A 22,306-nucleotide genomic window follows, 5' to 3' on the forward strand; every position below is an offset into this window, starting at 1 on the left:
TTGGGAAAATTATTCACAATACACAGAATATTGTATGCCATATCATGGCATTATACGTGCGATATATGGGCCATTGATTGTGCAGAACCTTGTCCATAATAAGCATTAGCACCATGCTTGCGATAGTAATGTTTATCTAATAAGTACTGTGGCACGTGAATATCAGATCGTGTTGACTGCAGTGCGTGATAACTAATTTCAGCTGACACTTCTAATACTTTAGCATTATATACTGATTTTTCAGGTGTTGGCCCCCAGGAAAATGGTCCGTGCTGACTAACTAATGCCGCTGGTGTCGCATCAGGATCTATCCCTCGACGTTCAAATTCTGATACAATGACTGCCCCCGTATTCATCTCGTAGGCTGATCGAATCTGTTCTTCATTTAATGCCGGTACACATGGAATATCACCATAAAATGTGTCCGCATGGGTTGTGCTCACCGCTGGAATATCCATTTTCGCTGCCGCAAAGGACACACCCCAAGGTGAGTGTGTATGTGTAATACCACCAATATTTTTAAAATGGCGATACAGATAGGCATGCGTTGGTGTATCACTTGATGGATTTAAGTTACCTTCAACCACCTCACCATCTAAATTAACAACAACCATATCAGCAGGTTGCAATTGCTCATACGCAACACCAGATGGCTTAATAACAAATAACCCTTTTTCACGATCAATGCCTGAAACATTGCCCCATGTGAAAGTCACTAATTCTAACTTGGGCAACGACATATTGGCATTGTAGACTTCTTGTTTTAGTTTTTCTAACATAGTTACATCTCCACTAATAAACCAGATTGCGTTAATAAATCAACAATGAAATCATGGGCAAAAACGACTTTGCTATCGGCATCTATATCATTTTCTGACCACATCTCAATTGTGAACGTGCCTTGATAGCCAACACGCTTTAATGCTTTAAACAAACCCAGGAAATTAACATCGCCTTCACCAAACGGCACATCTTTAAATTTTCCAGACGTCTGATCAGTGACAGATAACACATCTTTTACATGAATAGCAATAATGCTATCTAATCCTTGCGTCAAATCTTCTATTGGCTGATTATCTGGCCAAGCCGAAATGTTTCCTAGATCAGGGTAAGCTTGTAACCAAGGTGATACAATAGATTTTTTGACATTTTTTATTTTAGCAATTGAATTGATAAAACAATCATCCATTGTTTCAATAGAAATCATGACTTGATGTTCTGCTGCAAAATTCACGACACGTTGCAAATTTTCAATAAAGTTTTCATGTGTCAGTGGTGTTTTTGAACCGTAATACTCATCATAACCAGCAATTTGAATATTTCTTATACCGAGATCTTTGGCTAAAATAATGGCTTGTTGACACATATCAAACGATTGATCATAGATGGCTTTGTTTTCTGAACCGAGCGGAAATCTTCTGAGTGCCGACAACATCATCGTGTCAATGGATACACCAGATTGATAAATATCTTTAACTAAGCTAAATCGCTGCTCTTTATTCCAACTCAATCGCGCAATACGAGCATCGGTTTCATCAATAGACATCTCTACAAATGAAAAACCTTGATTTTTAGCAAAATTTAATTTGTCAAACCATGACATCGCTGCTGGCAATGATTTTTCGTTAATTCCAAGTTTCACCATTATTATGACCAGTACTTTTTAATTTCATCCTGGAATTTTTGCGCAGCTAAAGCTGGATCAGCCTGACCAGTAATCGCACGACCTGCAATAAACGTATAAACCGGCACATCTTTAAAGAGTTTGATAGTATCTAAATTCAAACCGCCAGTTACAGAGACTTTAAAGCCCATATCAATAAATTTCTTCACAATGTCTAGATCTTTTTTTCCCCAAACCTCTCCAGCAAGCAATGCGTCACGGCTTTGATGATAAATAACCTGTTCAATACCAATTTCTCGCCATTTTTCAGCTAGATCCCAGTTCCATGCCGAATATAACTCGACTTGAATACCATCTAACACTGTTTTTGCTGACTTCATAGTCGCGATCGTTGCAGAATCAATCACAGTCATCAAATCAGCGCCGGCATCTTTAGAATTCTGTGCGACTGTCGAGCCAGCATCGGCACATTTCGTGTCAGAGGCAATAATTTTATCTGGAAACATTGCCCGAAGAACACGAATTGCATCTTGCCCTGCTTGTAATTCTAAAATTGTTCCCACTTCAACAATGTCAACAATAGAACCAGCAAAATGCGCTATTCTAATCGCGTCTGCTAACGTATTTTGATCTAAGGCAATTTGTAAATTAGGTTTTGTCATTTTTCTATCCTCACTTTTTATATTTTTCTTCAAAATTAGTTTCATCAATAATACGTTGTGTAATTTCTTTATCACTCATAACATTTTTCACACCAACAACTGTCACGCCTTTTTTTGCAACATCTGCAAACATATCTACAAAGTTTAAAGGGGTAAAAACTGCGTCATATTGGGCAGCTGTCGATTTTCCCTCGGCAATACTAGTATGATTAATCTTCGTTACTGGAATGCCTAGTTTTTTCATTGATTTTTCGACACTCTTCATCATCATTAAACTGGTACCAGAACCATTAGCACAAGATACTAAAATATTCATTATATTTCTCCATTTCTATTTGTGTACAAGGTATTCTTAATCAATACCTTTGTTTTTTTTATAAGCTTCATAATCTTCAACCATCAAAAAGTAATTTTTAGGGTCTTTACGATACTCAAGTTGTGGAATAATCAGTAATAGTGCAGCTACAACAACAACGCCAAAGTAACCTAAATATTTCAAAATAACTGCAAATCCTGGCCAAACAGTGTCCCAGTCAAACATTCCTAGATAACCACCAAATTTTGACATACCAATCCACGTTGAAATTAAGGCAGCGCCCATCACTTGAATGATGCCAGAGAAAAACGGCAAAATCATAGCGGCTTTAGCACCCGCGCGATTATTGGCGATAACACCGAAGACAGCATTATCAAAGAATAGCGGAATAAAACCAGCAATAATAATCGTGGGTGAATGGCAAATCATTAGCGCACCAATAGCTAAGAATTGTCCTAATGCACCAAATAAGAAGCCAATCGTTACAGCATTCTGTTCACCGAAAGCAAATGTTGCGGCAACATCAATACCAGGAACTGAGTTTGGTAAGATTGTGTCACTGATGCCAGTGAAGCTTTCTGTCAATTCACCAACGAATGTTCGCACACCCAGTTGCAAAATGGCTAAATTAACTGCAAATCCCAATGATGTTGTTAAAATATAGAAGAAGAAACTTGCACCACTAGGGAGTCCTGATGCCCCTTTACTCGTAATAAACACTTGATGGAAATAACTTGGTCCTAAGACTACCATGATAATGCCGAAAAACAAAAACATCAGAATGGCTGTCGCTACCATATTTTCATTAAATATTCTCAAAAATCCTGGTAAGATAACATCTTCCAAACGTTTTGATGATTGCTGACCTTTTTTAACAGATGATTTCTTCATTTTGTCAGAAATCCAAGCCACAAGCGCTATCCCAAACATTTGTTGATGGGCAATGGCGAAACCTCCGCCATCAGTTAACTGCTGTATCGGCTTAATTGTCATGTTAGATCCAACAGCCCAGTACAAGCCAAGAATAATACCCATAACTAGCAAAACTTCAATGCGCCCCAAACTAGGAATAGCAAACAATATAATCCAAAATGCGGTTGCTGCTTGTTGAACCTGTACGTTTCCAGTTGTAAATACGGCACGTAATTTCGTATATTTTGAAAAACGAACCAGTAAAATGTTGAAAACAAAGGCTATCAACAATAGAATCATGACATCCCCAAATGATCTACCAAATGTCTTTTCTAGACCATCGGTCACAGCATTTTGACCAAAGTATGGGTCAATCACTGTGGCTGTTAGGTGAAATCGGTCTTTCAAACCCGTTAATATTGGTCGAAAACTGGTAACCAATCCAGTGGAACCCACCATCAAAATCATATAGCCAATTGTTGCTTTCAAAAAACCAGCTAAACTTTCATACCAAGGTTTCTTTTCTAACATATAACCAATCAACACAATGAATCCGATCATGTAGGCTGGTTGTGTCAAAATATTGTTGGCAAAAAATGCCCAAATATTTAATATTCCTGCAAATATACTACTCATCATTTTCTCCTCATTGCTCCGCAGGGATATTTTCAAATTGACTCATCACTTGAACAAAGTCTGCCAACGTTTCAATATCTGATAAGGCCTCAATCATGCCATCTGTCATTAGTAACGTCATCAAATTTTGAATATTTTCCAAATGTTGTGTCTCATCCTTAGCTGCCAACGTAAAGAACAATTTTCCTTGTTTATCTGGATTACCATCTTCGAAAGATACTGGTTCGCTAAATTTAGCAAAGCCAATACCTGTCCCTAATACGCCTTGTCCGGTCGCCAAAGCATGGGGCATTACAACACCGGGTGTGATAACAATGTAGGCACCATTTGTCTCAACATTTTTAATCACTTCACGCACGTATTCGTCAGTGATGATGTTCTTTTCTTTTAAATTTTCACTTGCAACATTGATTGCTTCACGCCAATTTGTAGGTGTCTTATCATAAATTCGTACTAAATCATTGTCGTAAAAATATTTGAGCATTGTCATTTTTTTCTCCTTATAGGAATGATGGAAATGGTACGTCATTATCTGTTGAGAAGACATCTGAGAAGCCTCGGTCATAATGATATTGGACCCTATCTTTATCTTGTGGAAAGGTATAGCTACCGCCAACCTTCCAAATAAATGGATGGAATTTATAGTCCAATGTATCCTTTTTCATTTTCCAAATTTCAACAATTTCTTGTGGATCGGCATCAAAGTTAGACCAAATATCATAATGTACTGGAATAACAACTTTGGCTTTCAAGTCTTCTGCCGAACGTAGAACATCCAAAGATGTGACTTTGTCAGTAATACCACGTGGATTTTCACCATAGTTAATAATTTCGACATCAACATCATTTTCATTACCATGCTTAGCAAACATATTTGACATATGTGAGTCAGCAGCATGATACAAATTGCCACCTGTTGTCTTGAATAAGTAGTTGACAGCAATTTCATTCATATCTTGAGGCAATGAATCCTTTATTTGAACATCTGAGTTTACTGTCAAAAGAGCCGTACGATCAAATGCTTCCAACGCTTTAATTGTTACTGACTTCACTTTGACTTCGTCACCTGGATGAACCACAACGGTTCGCTCCGATGGCACACCCCAACTTTCCCAAATATCAACCACAGCTTGTGGTCCAATGAATTTCGTCTCTGGACCACTATTTTGTAAAACAGCAGCGGCGGTATTAATATCTAAGTGATCTGAATGGATATGCGTCACAAGCAAAGCATCAACATTTTTAACGGCATAAGGATCAATAACAAATGGTTGTAACCTTAAATTAGGTTGCATTTTTTGGACACCACTCATCCGCATCATTTGATGCCCTTGTTTCATTAATCCTGAGCCATGAGTTTGCTTGCCTGTTCCATTCCATAAATCTACTAAGATATTGGTGTTTTCGTGTGTTTTTAACCAAATACCATTATTAGCTAACCACCACATTTTGAAATTCTTTTCAGGCACCTTTGCCTGTTCAATTTCTTCATTCAACCAAGTTCCCCACTCCGGAAACGTGTTTTCAATCCAATTTTCACGTGTTGCTTCTTCAATGTTTGTTGCTTTTGACATGATGCAATCCCTTTCTAATTCTGAAACCTTATTTTAAAATGTATGCGCTTACATTTTTTGGTACAATTATATTATCTGTTATCACGATATAAAAAAACAGTCTCATTGTGCCACAATAAAATTGCCCCAATGAGACTGTTTTGCTTGTCATCTAAGTTGTACAATTAATAACGAACAAAAATTATTTTAGTTCGTCAAAGAAGGGAATACCGCTATGCAAGTATCTGGTATGAACTATACAAAATTTATCAATTATATCTCTACACAACAGCTATTACCAAGTGTGCAAACAATTGCAAATCATCTCAACCTATCGAACCGTAAAATTTACTATTTATTGCAAGCAGCTAACTCTGAACTGCATTCTGTGCACCAACCTTTTTTAGTCCCAAATTTAGAAGTCACGGGTCAGCAGGTGTCTGCACTAACAACTAAACTATCCATTGCTGCTACTAATGAATATATCAATTCTTATGATCGACAACTCATTATGTCTATTTGCATTGCATTACCTTTAAAAAAGTGGACATTATCTGAATTCCAATTATTGTTTGATGTGTCGCGTAATACTGTTCTACGTGATATATCAGAATTAAAAAAGAGGCAAAAATTCAAACCTGCATTTTCCAAAAAAAATGGTTTTGAATTTAAGGAATCACTATTTGATCTATTAGTTAATGTGTATAACAATTTAATCTTATTGCAGTACCATGCCAGTGCTTTAGAACATTTTATTCATACATTAGATTGCCAGCTTTCTTATTCAAAGTTTTTATTAGTCAGCGATAAGTTAAAAAATATGTACAAAAGTAGTTTAAAAAAGCAAATATCAGCTTCCAATGCTATGACACTAACTATTTTCAGCGTCCTAGCATCCTTGTATAGTAACTATCATCCCATAGCATCTGTGTCAGCACTTTTTAATAATACAGATGTTGAATCCTTTAAGAAACGTCAAGAAAATCAAGTCATCAAAGACTTTTCGTTGATTGTCACAACCAATTTTGCTGTTACTATGCCAACATCTGTCAAGTTATTTTTAACGTTACAACTACTTAGCGTAACAAAAGAACAAGATGAACATTTTAGCTCACATTCTTTTCAAGACCTACTGATACTTAGTGAGCATATTGTGAACTCATTTATGAATACTGCTCATATTGACAGTACCCATTCTGAAAAAAAAGCGCTTACTCGAGAGATTCAAACACAACTAAAACCCTTTTGGTATTCAGTTCGATATCAAAGTATCACAGTATATGACTATCTCTATCACAACGCAATGTTAGAAAATGACGTTAAAAAATCATTAAATAATTTACCTGACCATTCCCTATATAGTCGCCTTTTTCCATTTGGTTTATTACCAGATCAGATTACGATTCTTGCCATGATTTTTTATAATTTCAACTTGCAACATCAAGAAGTGCAGCGATTACATATACTCATGCTTACCTCGTTACCAATATATAGTCAAAATTTATTTCAAACGTTCATTGAAAAAAACAATGTCACACCTTGTGATTTAACAATAAAACACCTAACTAATACTGATAGGTCTTTAATTGATAATGATAATTTTGATTTAATTATCACTGAATCAACGGATATTGATACTAAATTGCCTACTTTTTTAATCGATAGAGAATTGACCAACACTGAATTTGATCGCTTAAAAACAGTTTTATCCCAACTTTAACTTATGGAGGTCACAAATGACAAATATTCAAATGATTGCTTTAGATATGGATAATACTTTGCTACTGCCAAATAAAACACTATCTGAGAAAAGCACTCACGTGCTAAAAAAATTACATCAAAATGGTAAAAAAATAGTTTTAACTACCGGTCGGCCATTTCCTAACGTCAAAAATTTTATTGCACAATTAGATTTGAATCAGCCAAATGATCACGTTATTTTATTTAATGGTGGTTTAATTAAAAACATCCGCACTGATCAAAATATTTTAGATAAACATTTTGTTGTCAAAGATGTGATCGACGTATTTAACGTGATAGCTAATTTGAATTTACCTGTTGATATTGTGAGCCAGGAGAGCGTTTTTTCAATTAAAGATTTTGGTCAATCACATTATGTTGATTTGGTGGGTCAATTAATTCCTTATTTTCAATCGACATTAAGTCAATTACCACAAACCATAACATTCAATAAGTTTGTTGTTTGTGCAAATGAATCGGAATTAGATTACTTAGAAAAGGTTCTTCAACATACACCACTTCTAAGGCAAAACCTATCTTTTGTTCGTTCAAGGCGTATGTTATTAGAATTCATTCCCAAGGGTGTTAATAAAGGCACTGCTTTATCAAAATTACTGGCTCATTTTTCGTTAACACCAGAAAATTTAATGGCGTTTGGTGATGAGGAAAACGACTTCGCCATGCTCAAACTAGCAAAAGTCAGTGTTGCTATGGCTAATGCTATTCCAAGTATTAAACAAGTTGCTAATCATACGACTAAAAGCAACCAACAAGATGGTGTGGCTGTGTTTTTAGAAACATACTTTGATTAATCGTGACATCTCACGCACACGCCGTCTAACAGAATGCCTCAAGTGATTACTATTTTTCTTTGAATGGTAAAGAAACTTAATCGCTTAAAACTGTGTAAAAACCGGCTGTTTTTGCCCAGTAATCCACATTTAAAGATCATCAAAATTAATAGTCGACTGCCATTACCAAGACGGCTGAATCTAATGATGCGCTCCCTACATTAAAATAATAAGCCAATAAAAAATTCGTAACCACCCAATAATAACGGTGGTTACGAATTTTTATATACGACTGACAGTCATTTAATATAGCAGTGTAAGTTACAATCATCCCAACATTAGGAGTATTGTGAAATAACTGTCCGTGTTTATTTTGCTTTACAGCAGTGAGCCTGTTTTAACAACCTCATAAGAATAGTATAACACATTAAAAGTAATTATTACTATTTAATGCGTTATATTATTCTTATTTCTTTTGATTTCTTTTTGCTTTTAATTCCTTGATTAACTTTAAAGCACGATCTCTCGTTTTAGCATTAGGACTTTTTAAGCGCCGATAAGCGCTACTGAGGTCATTTTTTTCTGGCATAATTCGTTCTCCTGTTAATAGTAATAATTACTCTTTAAAGTATATAAACTTTTGTTTGATAAGTCAATAGCTTATGTCTGAAGATTGTCATATTGCGTTTTGAATTGTGGACAATATGTCGTATATAAGCCATAATAGAGTTAACTAAACTAACTGTGGATTAATAATGAAAGCGTCAAAACTAATGGTTGATAATACTTTAAAATATAATAAAGGTCTCGATATCCTTAAGCAAAGTACTTTTCGTATCACAAAACAACGTAAAGACTTGTTGGCATACTTATCAAAATTCGAAACAACATACATTCCTGTGACTGAAGTTGATGCATATATGCAGAAATTATACCCAAATGCTAGTCATACGACTACCTACCGCAATATTAAAGAATTTAGTGATTTAGGGATTATTGAACAACGGACTGAAGATGGCCAATTAAACGTTAAATTCCAATGTGATTTTGTAACACCTCATCATGGTCATTTCTTTTGTCAAAACTGCCATCGCGTGATTAAACTTGACGCGACATTGGCGCCTAAATTACAGGCTGATTTAGCACAATTCGTTGTTTTAACTGTCAAATTAGAAATATTTGGTTTATGTGATAAGTGTCAGAAAAATCAAGCGAGCTAATTCATAAATGCGTCTCGCATTATTCTACTTAGTTGTTATGCCCTTTTCAAATGATACTGGTATAACGGTCGTCTCTCCCAAAAAAGTACGTTCGTTTTTAGACTCGATTTGTAATAGTAACTTCTCAACCGCATATTTTGCAATATGAGCTGTTGATTGTTTGATTGATGATAACGTAATTCTTTGTCTGGCATACACACGCGATCCATCAAACCCAATGATCTGTACTTGATTGGGAACTTGAACGCCTGCTTGAATGAGTATATGATAGAAATCACTTGCATACTCATCAGAATCAGAAAAGACCCCATCATAAGGAAAATGCTGGTCAACAAAGTTATCCTTAACAAAACGCTTAAAGTCACTAATGAAATTTATTTTCTTTCTAGCTAGAAAAACATCAGCAAAAATATCATTTTCTTGGCAATAATCTAAGAACCCTCTTTCTCGTACTGCAGAAATATTCTTTACAGGTTTTTTAGAAATAAACAGCAATCGCTTTGCCCCTAGTTTTGCCAACGTTTCCCCAGCGAGTCTACCACCCATATAATTATCTGATGTAATTAGTGGTACATTTTGAGAAACACGCTTTTCTATGGAAACCAATGGAATGCTAGTATCAATTAAGTTAGCGACATTGGCATAAGACATCGTAATTAAACCAGCTACCTTTTGTGCATTAGCCATCTGTATATATTCTATTTCTTCTTCTGAAGTGTTATTAGAATTACATAAAATCATCTTATAAGCATGACGTTGTAACTCCTGTTGCATATGATAACTCAATTCCGAGAAAAAAGGTGAGTTCACTGTCGGGACAATAAATACGACGAAATTTGATTTGCTCGTTTTTAAGGCGCGTGCCATTGCGTTGGGAACATAATCCAAGGCAGCAATGGCTTCTTTTATTTTAGCTTGTGTCTCTGCTTTAGTCTTTTTACCATTAATGTAATTAGATACTGATCCTCTTGAAACACCAGCCAAGCTAGCAACATCATTCATATTTACCAATTTCAATGACCTTCTCTAAACTAATTATTTAATAAAAAAAATGCCGTGTCGGCATTTTTACAGTGATTATGGTGTAAATCTTCCTGATAACATTTTATCAAATAAATCTAACATTTGCTGTTGTTTCATCTTACCAATTTGATCAACTTCCAAACGATTAAAATCCTCTATCAAGAAGTACGCCTCTAGATAAAGCGTCAACTGTTTTTTAATAAATGTTTGATTAGTCATATTATCAGTTTGCTTCGTATCCTTGATTAATCCCATTGCAAATTCATTCGGATCAATAGTTATTTTTCTATCACTCATTTTTTACCCCTCTACACTATCCATAGCTGCTACATTATCTTCTGAATCTTCTCGAGCGTGCTTTGCATTAATATAATGTGTCATTTCTACTTCTTTTTCAGGCGTTAAGCGATAAAATAATATTAAAATAAATGAAATGACTAAGGCAACTAGCGGTACCCAGACATAATTTGCTTCAATACTAAATAGTGCTGCAGCCGATTGCGTTTTGTTAGGTGTGTAATGACCTATTGAGAGTAACATCCCCGTTATAGCACCACCAATACCCATACCAAACTTTGCAGTGAAGCTAGAGGCAGAAGTCACAATCCCTTCCGCACGAACACCATTTTTCCACTCACCATAGTCTACAGAGTCCGCAAGCAAAACAGCAATTAATGCCCCAACAAATCCGTTACCAAAGTTACCAACAATGGTACCAATAATGACTAACGGAATGCTCAACATTTGCGCGCCAACCCCTAAAATCAATTGTCCAAAAATACTTAATGCCAGTCCCGATAATATTGTCCGTTTTTTACCAATTTTCATGACAAGTTTTGGTGTCAAAAAGACAGATATTAACCCCACAGCATTAAAGAATAGTGCAAGTGAAGCTAGACCAGGCTTGTCCAAATTATATTTGAAAAAGTATATTGTTACCTGACCTTTTGTTTGCATACCCAGCCAGTAAATAAAGTTCAATCCAACCACAATCACCCAAGGCCAATTATTTTTGAGTGCTTTTAGTGATGTTTTAATAGGTAATGCTTTTTGAGACTGTCGTGTTTGCACATGTTCCCTTAAATTAGCAAAAACAACCAAATATATAACGAAAAATACTAATGCAGCCATAACGGCTAACCAGAAGAAACCACGACGAGGATTATCAGTTCCCCCAAATAGTGCTACCAAAGGTAATGCTATAACAGAGATTAATGTTCCACCAAAATTAGAGAATAGAGATCGAATTGTTGACAGCAACACACGTTCATCAGGGTCAGTTGTCATACTTGGTAGAATTGATGTCAGAGGAATATTAACTGCAGAGTACAAGACATCTATGCCAATATACGTGACGTAAGCCCAAACAATTTTCCAATTCATAGGTAAATCTGGCGTCGTAAAACATAACACTGTAAATATTGTAAATGGTGCATTGAACCACAGCAAGTAGGGACGACTACGTCCCCACTTTGTGTGTGTATGATCAATCATAATGCCCCAAAACGGGCCATCGAGCGCATCAATCACTCGAGCAACCAACATTAATGTACCAACAGCTGCTGCTGTAATACCAAAAACATCGGTATAAAAATACATAAGATAAGTACCGATCAAACTAAACGTAAAACTACATGCGAAATCACTGGCACCATAACTCAACCGTTCATTCCAAGGTAACTTACCTTGGCCTTTTTTTATTGTCATTTCTGCATTATCAACCATCTCACTAACTCCCTTCTTTACATAGATTCATTATCTCGATTAGAAAACAGATATGCCCTGATTTCATATGGCCTGAGTGCTAAACTGGTTACATCTGGATAATTTTGAATCAAAAGTTTACTATCTTTAGGTATATTGTAGGCGCGACTAACAGATTGTGCAGTAAAATTTGCTATCACTAGCAATACTTCTTTGTCATTTTTTCTTGTATATGCAAACACCGCTTCGTCTTTTTCATTGCCTGTGACGAGATCAAAAGTACCATCAGTGATAACAGGTAGTTCGTGACGTAACGTAATTAATCTTTGATAAAAGTAAAATAATGACTCTTTATCCTTTAATGCAGCGTCAACATTAATAGATTCATGATTGGCATTGACTTCTAACCAAGGTGTTACGTCACTAAATCCTGCATAAGTTGTACTATCCCATTGCATAGGGGTACGTGCATTATCTCTTGAGCGTGCGCGTAAATAATTCATCATCACATCAGCAGAAATCAAATGTTCTTGTTCAACGAGTTCATGATAGGCATTGATTGACTCAAGATCTTGATACTGATCCATTGTCTGGAAGTTTGCATTCGTCATGCCGATCTCTTCACCTTGATAGATATACGGTGTACCTTGCATAAAATGCAGTAACGCAGCGAGCATCTTACCTGAAACTAACCTATACTCAGGAGAATCATTTCCAAATCGTGATATAGCACGTGGCTGATCATGATTATTCCAATATAAACTGTTCCATGCCTTACCAGCTAATGCCTTTTGCCACTTGACCAAATTACTGCGCAGTGCCAGTAATGATACATGTTTATCAGACCACTTGCCAAGCGTTGGATTTTGATTACCATCTAAACCAACATGTTCAAATTGGAAAACCATGTTGAGTTCTGTACCGTCAAGATTAGCATATTTTTTGGCTTCACTTGTTGTCACACCAGCTGTTTCACCCACAGTAATCCAATCATGCTTTTGTAAAACTTGCTTATTCATTTCAGTCAAATAATCATGCACATGTGGTCCATTAGCAGCTGCATCTCCTGAATTCCCATATAATGCACCTTCTGTAATTGGTGCGTTTGGCAAACCGTCAGGTTTTGAAATTAAAGAAATGACGTCCATTCTAAAGCCATCAATGCCTTTAGCAGCCCACCAATTCATCATATCAAAAATAGAATTTCTCACTGCTTCATTATCCCAATTCAAATCTGGTTGTTCCTTAGCAAATAAATGCAAATAATATTGACCAGATTTTTCATCGTATGTCCATGCGGGACCTGAAAAAAAGGAGCCCCAATTATTTGGTTCATGTCCATCAACAGGATCACGCCAAATATAATAATCACGGTATTTATTATCTTTACTGTCATCTTGAATGCTTTTTTGGAACCATTCATGTTCAAAAGAACTATGATTAACCACCAGATCCATCATGATTTTCAAACCCTTTTGATGAGATTTATCAAGGAGTTCTTCAAAATCAGTCATGTTTCCAAAAGTTGGATTGATTTTTTGATAATCTGAAATATCGTATCCACCATCAATATTTGATGTTTTATAAATCGGATTTAACCAAATAACATCAACTCCTAATTGTTTAATATAATCTAATCGATTGATAATCCCACGCAAATCACCAATGCCATCATTATCACTATCTTGAAAACTCTTAGGATATACTTGATAAACCACGGCATTTTGCCACCACATTTCTTTTGCCATTATATCTCCTTTTTGATATTTGGAACGTTCCATTTCTATACAGCAAGTATAAAACAATAAAAAGATAAATGCAAGCGCTTACATTTATCTTTTTTATTTAAGTTTATTAGTGGTAGCAAACTATAAGATGTGCCTTATAGTATATTAATCAGCAACATTACGCTTCATCATGTTTATTCCCAGTAATCACATGCGCTACATGTTGTTTTGTTGAATGAATGACACTAAGAATATGCGGATCACTCAATTGATATAAGCTTTTCTTGCCTATTTTTTTTGCACTTACTAGTTGCTGTTCTTTTAAAATAGCTAATTGGTGCGACACTTGCGGTTGTGTAATTTCAAGTTGTGTAACAATCTCATTGACACTAAGCTGCTCATGCTCTAATAACATCAAAATATTCAGCCGTGTGGGGTTACTCAATAATTTGAAAATACGTATCATTCCGCTTTGAAAAAGCATATCGTTATTTTTTCCCATAATATGTTGACTCCTTCATATGTTAATGATAACATATGTTTATACTAATATATTATAAGTATATCATGAACAGGAGAAACATTATGCCAGATTTATCACTTGTCACAATGCTATTTATTGGCGTTAACTTAGATTTTTTTATGATTTTATTACTTTTATTACAAAAATACCGTTTCAGAGATAATTTTATCGGCTATGAATTAGGTATGCTCATTGTTTTTGCTATCAGTGCCATTGCTGGCCAATTAATTCAAACTGTTATCCCTACATGGGCAATTGGCTTACTTGGTTTATTACCAATTTATATGGGTATCAAAGGTGAAAATGTTAATGACAATAACGCTTCAAAATCGACGCCAAAAAGAGGTATGCTCGCAGTTTTACTCATGTACCTTATTAGCTGTGGTGCTGATAATATTGCTGTCTATGTCCCTGTTTTAGCCACAATGACGACAGCTGCTATTCTACTGACAATGGTTTATTTTATTGTTTTAACCGCCTTATCATTAATATTGGCTTATCTCTTTGGACAGATACCAATCGTTAAGTATGTTTTTGAACGTTGGGGATCACCAATAGGTCGCATCATTTATATTCTAATCGGGGTTTTTGTTATGCTTGATACTGGGCTTATTCAGTTTATTTTTAACTTATTTTAAACAACCATTGTTAGCATTTCATCTTACTCTTGACCACTCAACAAGTGTGCCAATTTAACATGCATGATTCATACATCTAACATAATCCACGATAAAGCCAACCGTTAAGGTCATCAATCTCAATCAACTTGTTACTTGTTTACCTTATGTCATCATCTGTTCTTTTCCAAATTTATCAATTCAATGCGATTGTATATTTCTCTGTATCATGTATGCCACAGCATACAGCAGTAGATTAACAATGAAAAATACAGACAGTATCAATTGCCATTGATTAACCAAAAATGAAACAATGACACTCACAATAGCTGTGCCAAATAAACCACCAATTTGCTTATTTGCATTCAAGGTTGCGCCAGCAACACTAGATAATTCACTACCTGCTGATTCCATCAACAGCGTTGTTGATGCAGGCGTGAGCATACCAATACCAAAGCTAAGCACCGCAAAGCCAATAGTCACTAATATTATTGCTCTCTTGGTTGTTAAAATTGACACAAACATTAATATTAGTGATCCCAAAATGGCAATACTAATACTATATTTAATCAACTTGCTGACTGGGATAAATTTAATTATGCGCGTATAAAATATGTTGCCAACAACTAAAATAATCATACCAGGTAAAATCAGCAACCCAGACACCATAGCCGAATAATGCAGATCACTCTGATAATAAAGACCAAAAATAATCACAAGCCCATAAAGTGACACATTAACAATAAAACCAAATAAATTAGCAGTTAAAAAATCAATGTTACGTAGTAATATAAAAGGTACAATCGGGTTCTTTGTCCGTCGCTCTCGCAAAATCACAATGCTTAGCAAAACAATGAATGACAGTAAACATCCTAAAGACTGATAACTGAGATATCCTAACTGCTTCCCTATCGTTAAGTACAAAATAACTGTTCCGATACTCATCGTCAGCAAAATATTATCAAAATAATTTATTGATTTTCTACCCACTCTGACAACATTAGTTGATGTCATATAAATATAAACAATCGCAATCATACTTAATGGTACATTGATGAAAAAAATTGACCGCCAACCAAAAGATGTAATGAAAAAACCACCAACTAACGAACCAATCCCTGTCGCGACAGAAATAATTGCTGTCCAAATTCCTAGTACCTTAGCTCTGATCTTAGCGTCTCCATAAGCATTAAATAATAAACTCATGGCGCTTGGCATAAATAATGATGCTCCCACACCCTGTAAAAATCTAAAAAATAATAACTGGGGGAAACACACACTCAAACCACAAACGGCTGATGCGCATGCGAACAAAAACATACCAGTTAAAAACAAACGTTTATCGCCAAACTTGATCGATAAGTTTCCAGACAACAGCAGTGTTCCTCCTAACCCTAGAATATAAACGTTAATAAGCCACGCTGATTGTAATGTCGATAACTGTAAATACACTTCCAAATTTGGTATAGCTAAAGCTACACCTGTTGTGTCTAGAACCGCCATAATAAATCCCGTTGATAGCATAATCAACATCATATAATTCTTTGTATGCTTCTTCATCATAAACCCCCTTATGTTTTGCTCACCATTCATTTTAAAACACAACACTGTTTTTAGTAAGTAGGGAATTTTTTTACACTACCTGTCAATCACGGTATAATAAAAGGAATTCAAAGGAGAATTAGTATGGTGACCAATACAATTACAATTGCAGATAACTTATGTCCTGCAACTGAATTTTTAAAACTTTTTAAGGGCAAATGGACAGTGGTGATTCTGTCAGAAATACAAGCTGGTAATAATCATTATGGTAAATTAATGGCACATATTCCAGATATTAATTCACGGTCACTAGCCATACGACTGCGCGAGTTAGAGTCCTTAGATATTATCACTCGCAACGTCATTTCCGAGAAACCACTACAAGTCGCTTACGACTTGACCAATAAAGGCAGCAAGTTAAAAGTGGTTTTTGATAATATGAAAGATTGGTACAACCAATTTCAACTATAATTAGTCATTTAACAACATTTTAATAATTAATTTCAAAAATCCTATTGACAACTCATTAAATTCTTAGTATTCTTAATCTATAAATAACTCGGAGACAGCACATGCAAAAAGTAATCGCACAACTTAACAATGCCTGGTGGCGTCGGTAAAGTCAGCTTTTCGGTAACGGATAAAGCTGATGTTTAAAACATTTGTTTTATCCATACCGATGCATTTTGTGTAGCAATCGAGTCTGTATGGAAATATGCCATACAGACTTTTCTTTTGACCTTGGAAAGCCTTGTATGGCTGTCCAAGGTCAATTTTATTTTAGAGAAATTTCGGAGAAAAACTATGAATAAACGTCTCATAACTATCATTGTAGTTATTATTGCTTTTCTAGGAGTTGCCTTTGTTGCTACTGGCAAATCTGCACAGCAAGTCAAAAAACAAAACTATATTCCAACAGTTGGGATACTCCAACTGGTAACACACCCTGCCCTTGATGAAATACATCGTGGTATCGTGGCTGGTTTAAAAAAACAAGGTTACACTGGCAACAAAATTAAGATCGATTATCAAAATGCCCAAGCTAATCAAGCCAATCTCAAAACAATGTCTCAAAAATTTGCTAACGAGAATGCTGATTTGACACTAGGTATTGCAACCCCGGCTGCCCTATCTTTAGCTAAAACAGCTGATGGCAACAGCCCTGTCATTTTAGCTGGCATTACCGATCCAGTCGGATCGGGGTTGGTTAAAACTGGACAACGTCCTGGTGCCAACGTCACTGGTACATCTGGTGATTCACCATTAGAACAACATCTCAACGTCATTAAACAAGTGGTGCCTAAAGCTAAGAAATTAGGTATCATCTACACCACATCTGATCATGGTGGCGAGTACAATGCTAAAAGAATGGCACAATTGGCCAAATCTGCTGGCTACGATGTACATATGTACACAATTTCTACAACCAATGATATGCAACAGGTTGCCGAAACAATGGCCAGCCAAGTTGATGTCGTTTACGCGCCACAAGATAATGGTGTTGCCAGCGCAATGAAAACACTCATTAACATCACAAATAAAAACAATGTTCCTGTCATTCCAGCTGTTAATACCATGGTAAAAGATGGTGGTGTCGCTACAATTTCAGTCAGCCAATATGACATTGGCTATCAAGCAGGCATTATGGCAGGTCAAGTGTTAAAAGGCAAAGATACGGCAACTTATCCCGTTAAAACAATTACTAAAGGCGACATAGTTATTAACTTAAAACAAGCTAAATTACTTGGTTTGCACTTACCAGAAGACATGATAAAAACAGCAGAGGCTAAAGGCGAGGTATTCAAATGAGTATAATTGTATCTAGTATTGGACAAGGGCTCCTATGGGCCGTACTTGGTGTGGCCTTGTTCCTCACATTTAGAATTTTAAATTTTCCTGACATGACTGTTGAAGGTTCTTTCCCTTTAGGTGCCGCCACGGCAGTTACCATGATTTCTCATGGTATTAATCCCTATTTAGCAACACTAACTGCCCTTATCATCGGTTCGATTGCTGGACTAGTTACTGGGCTGCTCTACACCAAAGGCAAAATTCCAATTTTATTAGCTGGAATTCTTGTTATGACAGCCTCTCTTTCAATTAATCTCCGTATTATGGGCTCAGCTAACATCTCACTATTAAATCAAAAGTCGATTTTTTCTTCTCCAATTCTACAGCACTTACCAAAAAACTTTGATTCTGTTTTTGTTGGCTTTATCATTATTACGATTATCACCTTATCACTCATGTTTTTCTTACAAACTGAAATTGGTCAAGCCTTTATTGCTACCGGTGATAATGCTAATATGGCGCAATCAATTGGGATTAAAACTGATCGTATGACAATCATGGGATTAATGTTATCTAACGGTTTAATTGCATTAGGTGGTGCTGTAATTGCCCAGAATAATGGCTACGCTGACATCAACATGGGTATTGGCATTATTGTCATTGCCTTGGCATCCATTATTATTGGTGAAGTCGCTTTTGGAGATTTATCACTCAATGGCCGTCTGGTTGCGGTGATTGTTGGTTCAATTTTATACCGTCTTGTCTTGTTAGCCGTGCTTAGCCTTGGCTTTTCAACAAATGATTTAAATTTGATTTCGGCAATTGTACTAGCTGTTGCTATGATGCTACCTCAATTACGAAAAGCACTGAAGTTCGATACAGTAATCAAGAAAGGTGTAACTAGACATGACTGAACCTGTTTTCTCACTCAAAGATATTATTGTAACTGTTGGTGACAATGTGCAAATCTTAAAATCACTTAGTCTTGATATTTATGATGGTGATTTTATTACTGTATTGGGTACGAACGGTGCTGGTAAATCAACTTTGTTTAATACGATTGCTGGTAATTTAGCGATTAATTCCGGACAGCTGCTGCATCACGGTCACAATATCGCGCATGAATCAGCTGTGGCACGTACAAATTACATCGCACGTGTTTTCCAAGATCCAAAAATGGGCACCGCACCACGTATGACCGTTGCTGAAAATTTACTGCTTGCTGAAAATCGCGGTCGAAAACGCACCTTAAGAAGTCGTGGCTTAACTAAGGAAAAACTGACCGAATATGCTCAAATCACTCAAGTGATGGGAAATAATTTAGATACTCGTCTAAATACAGCAACTGGTAATTTATCAGGTGGTCAACGTCAAGCACTTAGCTTCTTAATGGCAACCCGTGTAAAACCTGAGCTGCTTCTTTTAGATGAACATACTGCCGCATTAGATCCAAAGACATCTGAACAACTCATGTTAGCTACTAATCAACAAGTGACACAAAATAAATTAACCGCGCTGATGATTACGCATAATTTAACAGACGCATTAAAATATGGTAATCGCCTTCTCATTCTCAATGCCGGTAACATTGTACTTGATGTTCGTGGTGATGACAAAGTTGCATTAGATGAAGCACAAATTCTAAAATATTTTATTGTCTAGTCTAAAAATAAAGCAAGTATCGCGTTCCACGTGGAACGCGATACTTGCTTTATTTTATTTTTAAGATCTGATAGATTATAAAATCAAACCGCACATCAGATATAGTCTTTACTTGCCTTATAATCTAACTTTTCTCTTCAGGTTTAACAATATTCTTAATCTCTATTTGTGTGAGCTTAATTCTACTGCCCTTTCCGCGACTAATAAATAGTGGTACAGTCTCTTCCAACACATCACTGAAATCTAAACCATAAAAACTACTTGGCTTTACTGTATGTGTTTGCAGCCATAATCGGCCCCCAATAATAAACCGATCCCAAGGATGTACATCTGGTAAATTAAGTAAATCTTCATAATTTTGATTTACCATGACATATTTAAAATCACCTATGTTTCCATGCTTTTCAATTGTATATCGTGGAAACTGTGGATTAATAATCCCCTGTTTAACCAAATTATTTAATATTTGTTTCAAATAAAGATGAATTTGTGGTTCAACTTTAAAACCAATATTGAATATAACATGAACAATATTTTTGGTACCAAGCATGTCAATAGAATAACTTTTTTCGTATGGATTAACTGCTTCACGCACTGTTACAAACCAATAAATTTCTGCTTTTTTGGGTTTGGAACCAAACAAGGAATAAATAATTGATCTTTTTAGCTTATAATTTTGATGAATATTAGCAATATAAACTAAATTAGTTGCAAAAACAGGCTCTTCTTTGTCGTTTGATAAATTAATTAGCTGTTTGCGATAATCTCTTAAAGACAGGTAATCATTTTGTTTAGAGATTTTCTCACGACGTTTATTGCCGTAATACCATATCATCATCACGCTTAAGATAACAACCATAATGATTAAAGTTGCATAACCACCATGTATAAATTTACCTAGACTGGCGATCAAAAATACGATTTCAATGGCACCGAAAACGACAGCAAAAACAATAGCTAGTACTTTCTGTTGATTTTGTTTAATAAACTGATATAACAATACTGTTGTCATTAACATTGTAATTGTTATTGAGAGGCCGTAAGCCGCTTCCATATTGTGTGATGTCTGAAATGACCAAACTATAAGCAATCCAATTATGCAAAGAATCCAGTTAACCGTTCCGATGTACATTTGTCCCCTTGCTTCACTAGGATAAAAAGTGTGTAATCTTGGAATCACCTTTAAATGAATTGCTTCACTCACTAACGTATACGCGCCAGAAATTAATGCCTGCGAAGCAATAATAGCAGCTAAAGTAGCTAAAATGACCCCAAACAAACGCCAACTACTAGGCAAAATTTCAAAGAAAGGATTCGATATTTGTTTTAATAAGTTAGATTGCTGTGTATGGGACATAATCCAAGCACCCTGACCCATATAATTCAAAATTAGCATACTATATACAAATGGCCAACTAATATAAATATTTTGCTTTCCCACATGCCCCATATCAGAATATAACGCTTCAGCACCAGTCGTAGCCAAAAAGACACTCCCTAAAATGAAAATACCTGTTTTGTTTTCTGGGCTTACCAAAACTGCGATAGCATAAGTTGGTGACAATGCTTTTAAAATAGACATATCATTAAATATATTGATGAATCCAAAAAAACCAATAAATACAAACCAAACTAACATTATCGGTCCGAAAATGTTCCCAATTTTTTTCGTGCCAACCTTTTGAAACGTAAATATAATCAACAATAGAACTGATACAACAATAATGACCAAGGGTTGATTGTTTGGAAACAATATTGGACCAATCTTTTGATTTTTTAAGCCTTCAATTGCAGTGGTAACAGTAATTGCTGGGGTTAATGTCCCATCAGCTAGCAATGCTGATCCGCCAATCAAAGCAGGAATGAGCAACCATTTTTTATTGGCATTTTTAACACGACTATATAAGGCAAAAATGCCACCTTCACCATGATTATCAGCTCTTAGTGCGACCAATACGTATTTAATCGTCGTGATTAACATCAACGTCCAAAACACAAGTGATACTGAACCAATAACAAAATCATTTAAGTGTTGTGTACTTCGGGCACTGTTTAAAATAGAATTCATTGTATACAGTGGTGACGTACCAATATCACCATAAACAATTCCTAGCGTAATTAAAGCGCCTGCCGAAGACCATTTTTTTTGCTTTTCAATAGTCATGTCAACATTCCCCCATTTTTGATTATCATTTATGAAGTATTATCCCACACTTGAATTAATAAAGCATTACATTCTATCTGTATCAAGTCGATTGCAATT

General features: G+C 35.7%; 23 protein-coding genes. 8 read left to right on the plus strand and 15 right to left on the minus strand.

Annotation, left to right across the window (positions count from 1 at the left end; translation table 11 throughout):
* Nucleotides 1–50: 50 nt before the first annotated feature.
* From LEGAS_RS09055 to ulaG, 7 genes are read right to left on the minus strand one after another with little or no spacing between them, the layout of a single operon-like run.
* Entirely contained in the window at nt 51–779 is a 729-nt protein-coding gene (locus LEGAS_RS09055; protein ID WP_010385418.1) for an L-ribulose-5-phosphate 4-epimerase, read from the minus strand.
* A 2-nt stretch (nt 780–781) separates the two neighbouring features.
* Nucleotides 782–1,645, minus strand: coding sequence for an L-ribulose-5-phosphate 3-epimerase (locus LEGAS_RS09060; protein ID WP_013232022.1), 864 nt, complete (start codon nt 1,643–1,645; stop codon nt 782–784).
* A gap of 2 nt (nt 1,646–1,647) precedes the next feature.
* Nucleotides 1,648–2,286 carry a 3-keto-L-gulonate-6-phosphate decarboxylase UlaD gene (locus LEGAS_RS09065; RefSeq protein WP_013232023.1) on the minus strand — a complete coding sequence of 213 codons (639 nt, stop codon included), beginning with the start codon at nt 2,284–2,286 and terminating at the stop codon, nt 1,648–1,650.
* Between the two features lie 10 nt (nt 2,287–2,296).
* Nucleotides 2,297–2,602 carry a PTS sugar transporter subunit IIB gene (locus LEGAS_RS09070; protein ID WP_010017203.1) on the minus strand — a complete coding sequence of 102 codons (306 nt, stop codon included), beginning with the start codon at nt 2,600–2,602 and terminating at the stop codon, nt 2,297–2,299.
* A gap of 36 nt (nt 2,603–2,638) precedes the next feature.
* Nucleotides 2,639–4,150, minus strand: coding sequence for a PTS ascorbate transporter subunit IIC (locus LEGAS_RS09075; protein ID WP_013232024.1), 1,512 nt, complete (start codon nt 4,148–4,150; stop codon nt 2,639–2,641).
* A gap of 10 nt (nt 4,151–4,160) precedes the next feature.
* Nucleotides 4,161–4,640: a PTS sugar transporter subunit IIA gene (locus LEGAS_RS09080; RefSeq protein ID WP_013232025.1), complete on the minus strand. Its 480-nt coding sequence runs from the start codon at nt 4,638–4,640 to the stop codon at nt 4,161–4,163.
* Nucleotides 4,641–4,650: 10 nt separating this feature from the next.
* A complete protein-coding gene (gene ulaG / locus LEGAS_RS09085; RefSeq protein WP_010384106.1) occupies nt 4,651–5,724 on the minus strand; it encodes an L-ascorbate 6-phosphate lactonase in 1,074 nt (357 codons plus the stop codon).
* A gap of 214 nt (nt 5,725–5,938) precedes the next feature.
* Here ulaG and LEGAS_RS09090 point away from each other — a divergent pair, with 214 nt between their 5' ends.
* Nucleotides 5,939–7,423 (plus strand): BglG family transcription antiterminator, encoded by a 1,485-nt coding sequence (locus tag LEGAS_RS09090; RefSeq protein ID WP_013232026.1) that lies wholly within the window; start codon nt 5,939–5,941, stop codon nt 7,421–7,423.
* 16 nt (nt 7,424–7,439) lie between these two features.
* Complete coding sequence (locus LEGAS_RS09095; RefSeq protein ID WP_013232027.1) at nt 7,440–8,255, plus strand: Cof-type HAD-IIB family hydrolase; 816 nt, start codon at nt 7,440–7,442, stop codon at nt 8,253–8,255.
* 445 nt (nt 8,256–8,700) lie between these two features.
* Here the strand turns inward: LEGAS_RS09095 and LEGAS_RS10120 are convergent, their stop codons facing one another.
* The gene (locus tag LEGAS_RS10120) at nt 8,701–8,823 is read right to left on the minus strand and encodes a putative metal homeostasis protein (RefSeq protein ID WP_013232028.1); all 123 of its coding nucleotides are present in this window, start codon (nt 8,821–8,823) and stop codon (nt 8,701–8,703) included.
* A 166-nt stretch (nt 8,824–8,989) separates the two neighbouring features.
* Here LEGAS_RS10120 and LEGAS_RS09100 point away from each other — a divergent pair, with 166 nt between their 5' ends.
* Nucleotides 8,990–9,454 carry a Fur family transcriptional regulator gene (locus LEGAS_RS09100; protein WP_010390541.1) on the plus strand — a complete coding sequence of 155 codons (465 nt, stop codon included), beginning with the start codon at nt 8,990–8,992 and terminating at the stop codon, nt 9,452–9,454.
* 24 nt (nt 9,455–9,478) lie between these two features.
* Here the strand turns inward: LEGAS_RS09100 and LEGAS_RS09105 are convergent, their stop codons facing one another.
* The 5 genes from LEGAS_RS09105 to LEGAS_RS09125 form a co-directional block, all read right to left on the minus strand.
* Nucleotides 9,479–10,456 carry a LacI family DNA-binding transcriptional regulator gene (locus LEGAS_RS09105; RefSeq protein ID WP_010390542.1) on the minus strand — a complete coding sequence of 326 codons (978 nt, stop codon included), beginning with the start codon at nt 10,454–10,456 and terminating at the stop codon, nt 9,479–9,481.
* A 75-nt stretch (nt 10,457–10,531) separates the two neighbouring features.
* A complete protein-coding gene (locus LEGAS_RS09110; protein WP_013232031.1) occupies nt 10,532–10,774 on the minus strand; it encodes a hypothetical protein in 243 nt (80 codons plus the stop codon).
* Between the two features lie 3 nt (nt 10,775–10,777).
* Complete coding sequence (locus LEGAS_RS09115; protein WP_013232032.1) at nt 10,778–12,202, minus strand: glycoside-pentoside-hexuronide (GPH):cation symporter; 1,425 nt, start codon at nt 12,200–12,202, stop codon at nt 10,778–10,780.
* Between the two features lie 17 nt (nt 12,203–12,219).
* Nucleotides 12,220–13,929, minus strand: a complete 1,710-nt coding sequence (locus LEGAS_RS09120) for a glycoside hydrolase family 13 protein (RefSeq protein ID WP_013232033.1) — start codon at nt 13,927–13,929, stop codon at nt 12,220–12,222.
* 157 nt (nt 13,930–14,086) lie between these two features.
* On the minus strand, nt 14,087–14,410 hold the full coding sequence (locus LEGAS_RS09125; RefSeq protein ID WP_010384382.1) for an ArsR/SmtB family transcription factor: 324 nt from the start codon (nt 14,408–14,410) through the stop codon (nt 14,087–14,089).
* 83 nt (nt 14,411–14,493) lie between these two features.
* Here LEGAS_RS09125 and LEGAS_RS09130 point away from each other — a divergent pair, with 83 nt between their 5' ends.
* On the plus strand, nt 14,494–15,069 hold the full coding sequence (locus LEGAS_RS09130) for a cadmium resistance transporter (protein ID WP_010384380.1): 576 nt from the start codon (nt 14,494–14,496) through the stop codon (nt 15,067–15,069).
* 180 nt (nt 15,070–15,249) lie between these two features.
* On the opposite strand, the gene LEGAS_RS09135 is transcribed toward LEGAS_RS09130, so the two are convergent.
* Nucleotides 15,250–16,611, minus strand: a complete 1,362-nt coding sequence (locus tag LEGAS_RS09135; RefSeq protein WP_041771795.1) for an MFS transporter — start codon at nt 16,609–16,611, stop codon at nt 15,250–15,252.
* Nucleotides 16,612–16,734: 123 nt separating this feature from the next.
* Between LEGAS_RS09135 and LEGAS_RS09140 the strand changes: the two genes are divergently transcribed.
* From LEGAS_RS09140 to LEGAS_RS09155, 4 genes are all read left to right on the plus strand, one after another.
* Entirely contained in the window at nt 16,735–17,061 is a 327-nt protein-coding gene (locus LEGAS_RS09140; RefSeq protein ID WP_010384378.1) for a winged helix-turn-helix transcriptional regulator, read from the plus strand.
* A gap of 333 nt (nt 17,062–17,394) precedes the next feature.
* Nucleotides 17,395–18,399 carry a tryptophan ABC transporter substrate-binding protein gene (trpX, locus tag LEGAS_RS09145; RefSeq protein ID WP_013232035.1) on the plus strand — a complete coding sequence of 335 codons (1,005 nt, stop codon included), beginning with the start codon at nt 17,395–17,397 and terminating at the stop codon, nt 18,397–18,399.
* Nucleotides 18,396–19,295, plus strand: coding sequence for an ABC transporter permease (locus LEGAS_RS09150; protein WP_010384376.1), 900 nt, complete (start codon nt 18,396–18,398; stop codon nt 19,293–19,295). Before trpX ends, LEGAS_RS09150 begins: the two co-directional genes overlap by 4 nt.
* Nucleotides 19,288–20,043: an ABC transporter ATP-binding protein gene (locus LEGAS_RS09155; RefSeq protein WP_010384373.1), complete on the plus strand. Its 756-nt coding sequence runs from the start codon at nt 19,288–19,290 to the stop codon at nt 20,041–20,043. The genes LEGAS_RS09150 and LEGAS_RS09155 overlap by 8 nt, the downstream gene beginning before the upstream one ends.
* Before the next feature lie 124 nt (nt 20,044–20,167).
* Here the strand turns inward: LEGAS_RS09155 and LEGAS_RS09160 are convergent, their stop codons facing one another.
* Nucleotides 20,168–22,207 carry a KUP/HAK/KT family potassium transporter gene (locus tag LEGAS_RS09160; protein WP_013232036.1) on the minus strand — a complete coding sequence of 680 codons (2,040 nt, stop codon included), beginning with the start codon at nt 22,205–22,207 and terminating at the stop codon, nt 20,168–20,170.
* Nucleotides 22,208–22,306 lie beyond the last annotated feature (99 nt).

Source organism: Leuconostoc gasicomitatum LMG 18811 (assembly GCF_000196855.1).
Classification (GTDB): Bacteria; Bacillota; Bacilli; order Lactobacillales; family Lactobacillaceae; genus Leuconostoc; species Leuconostoc gasicomitatum.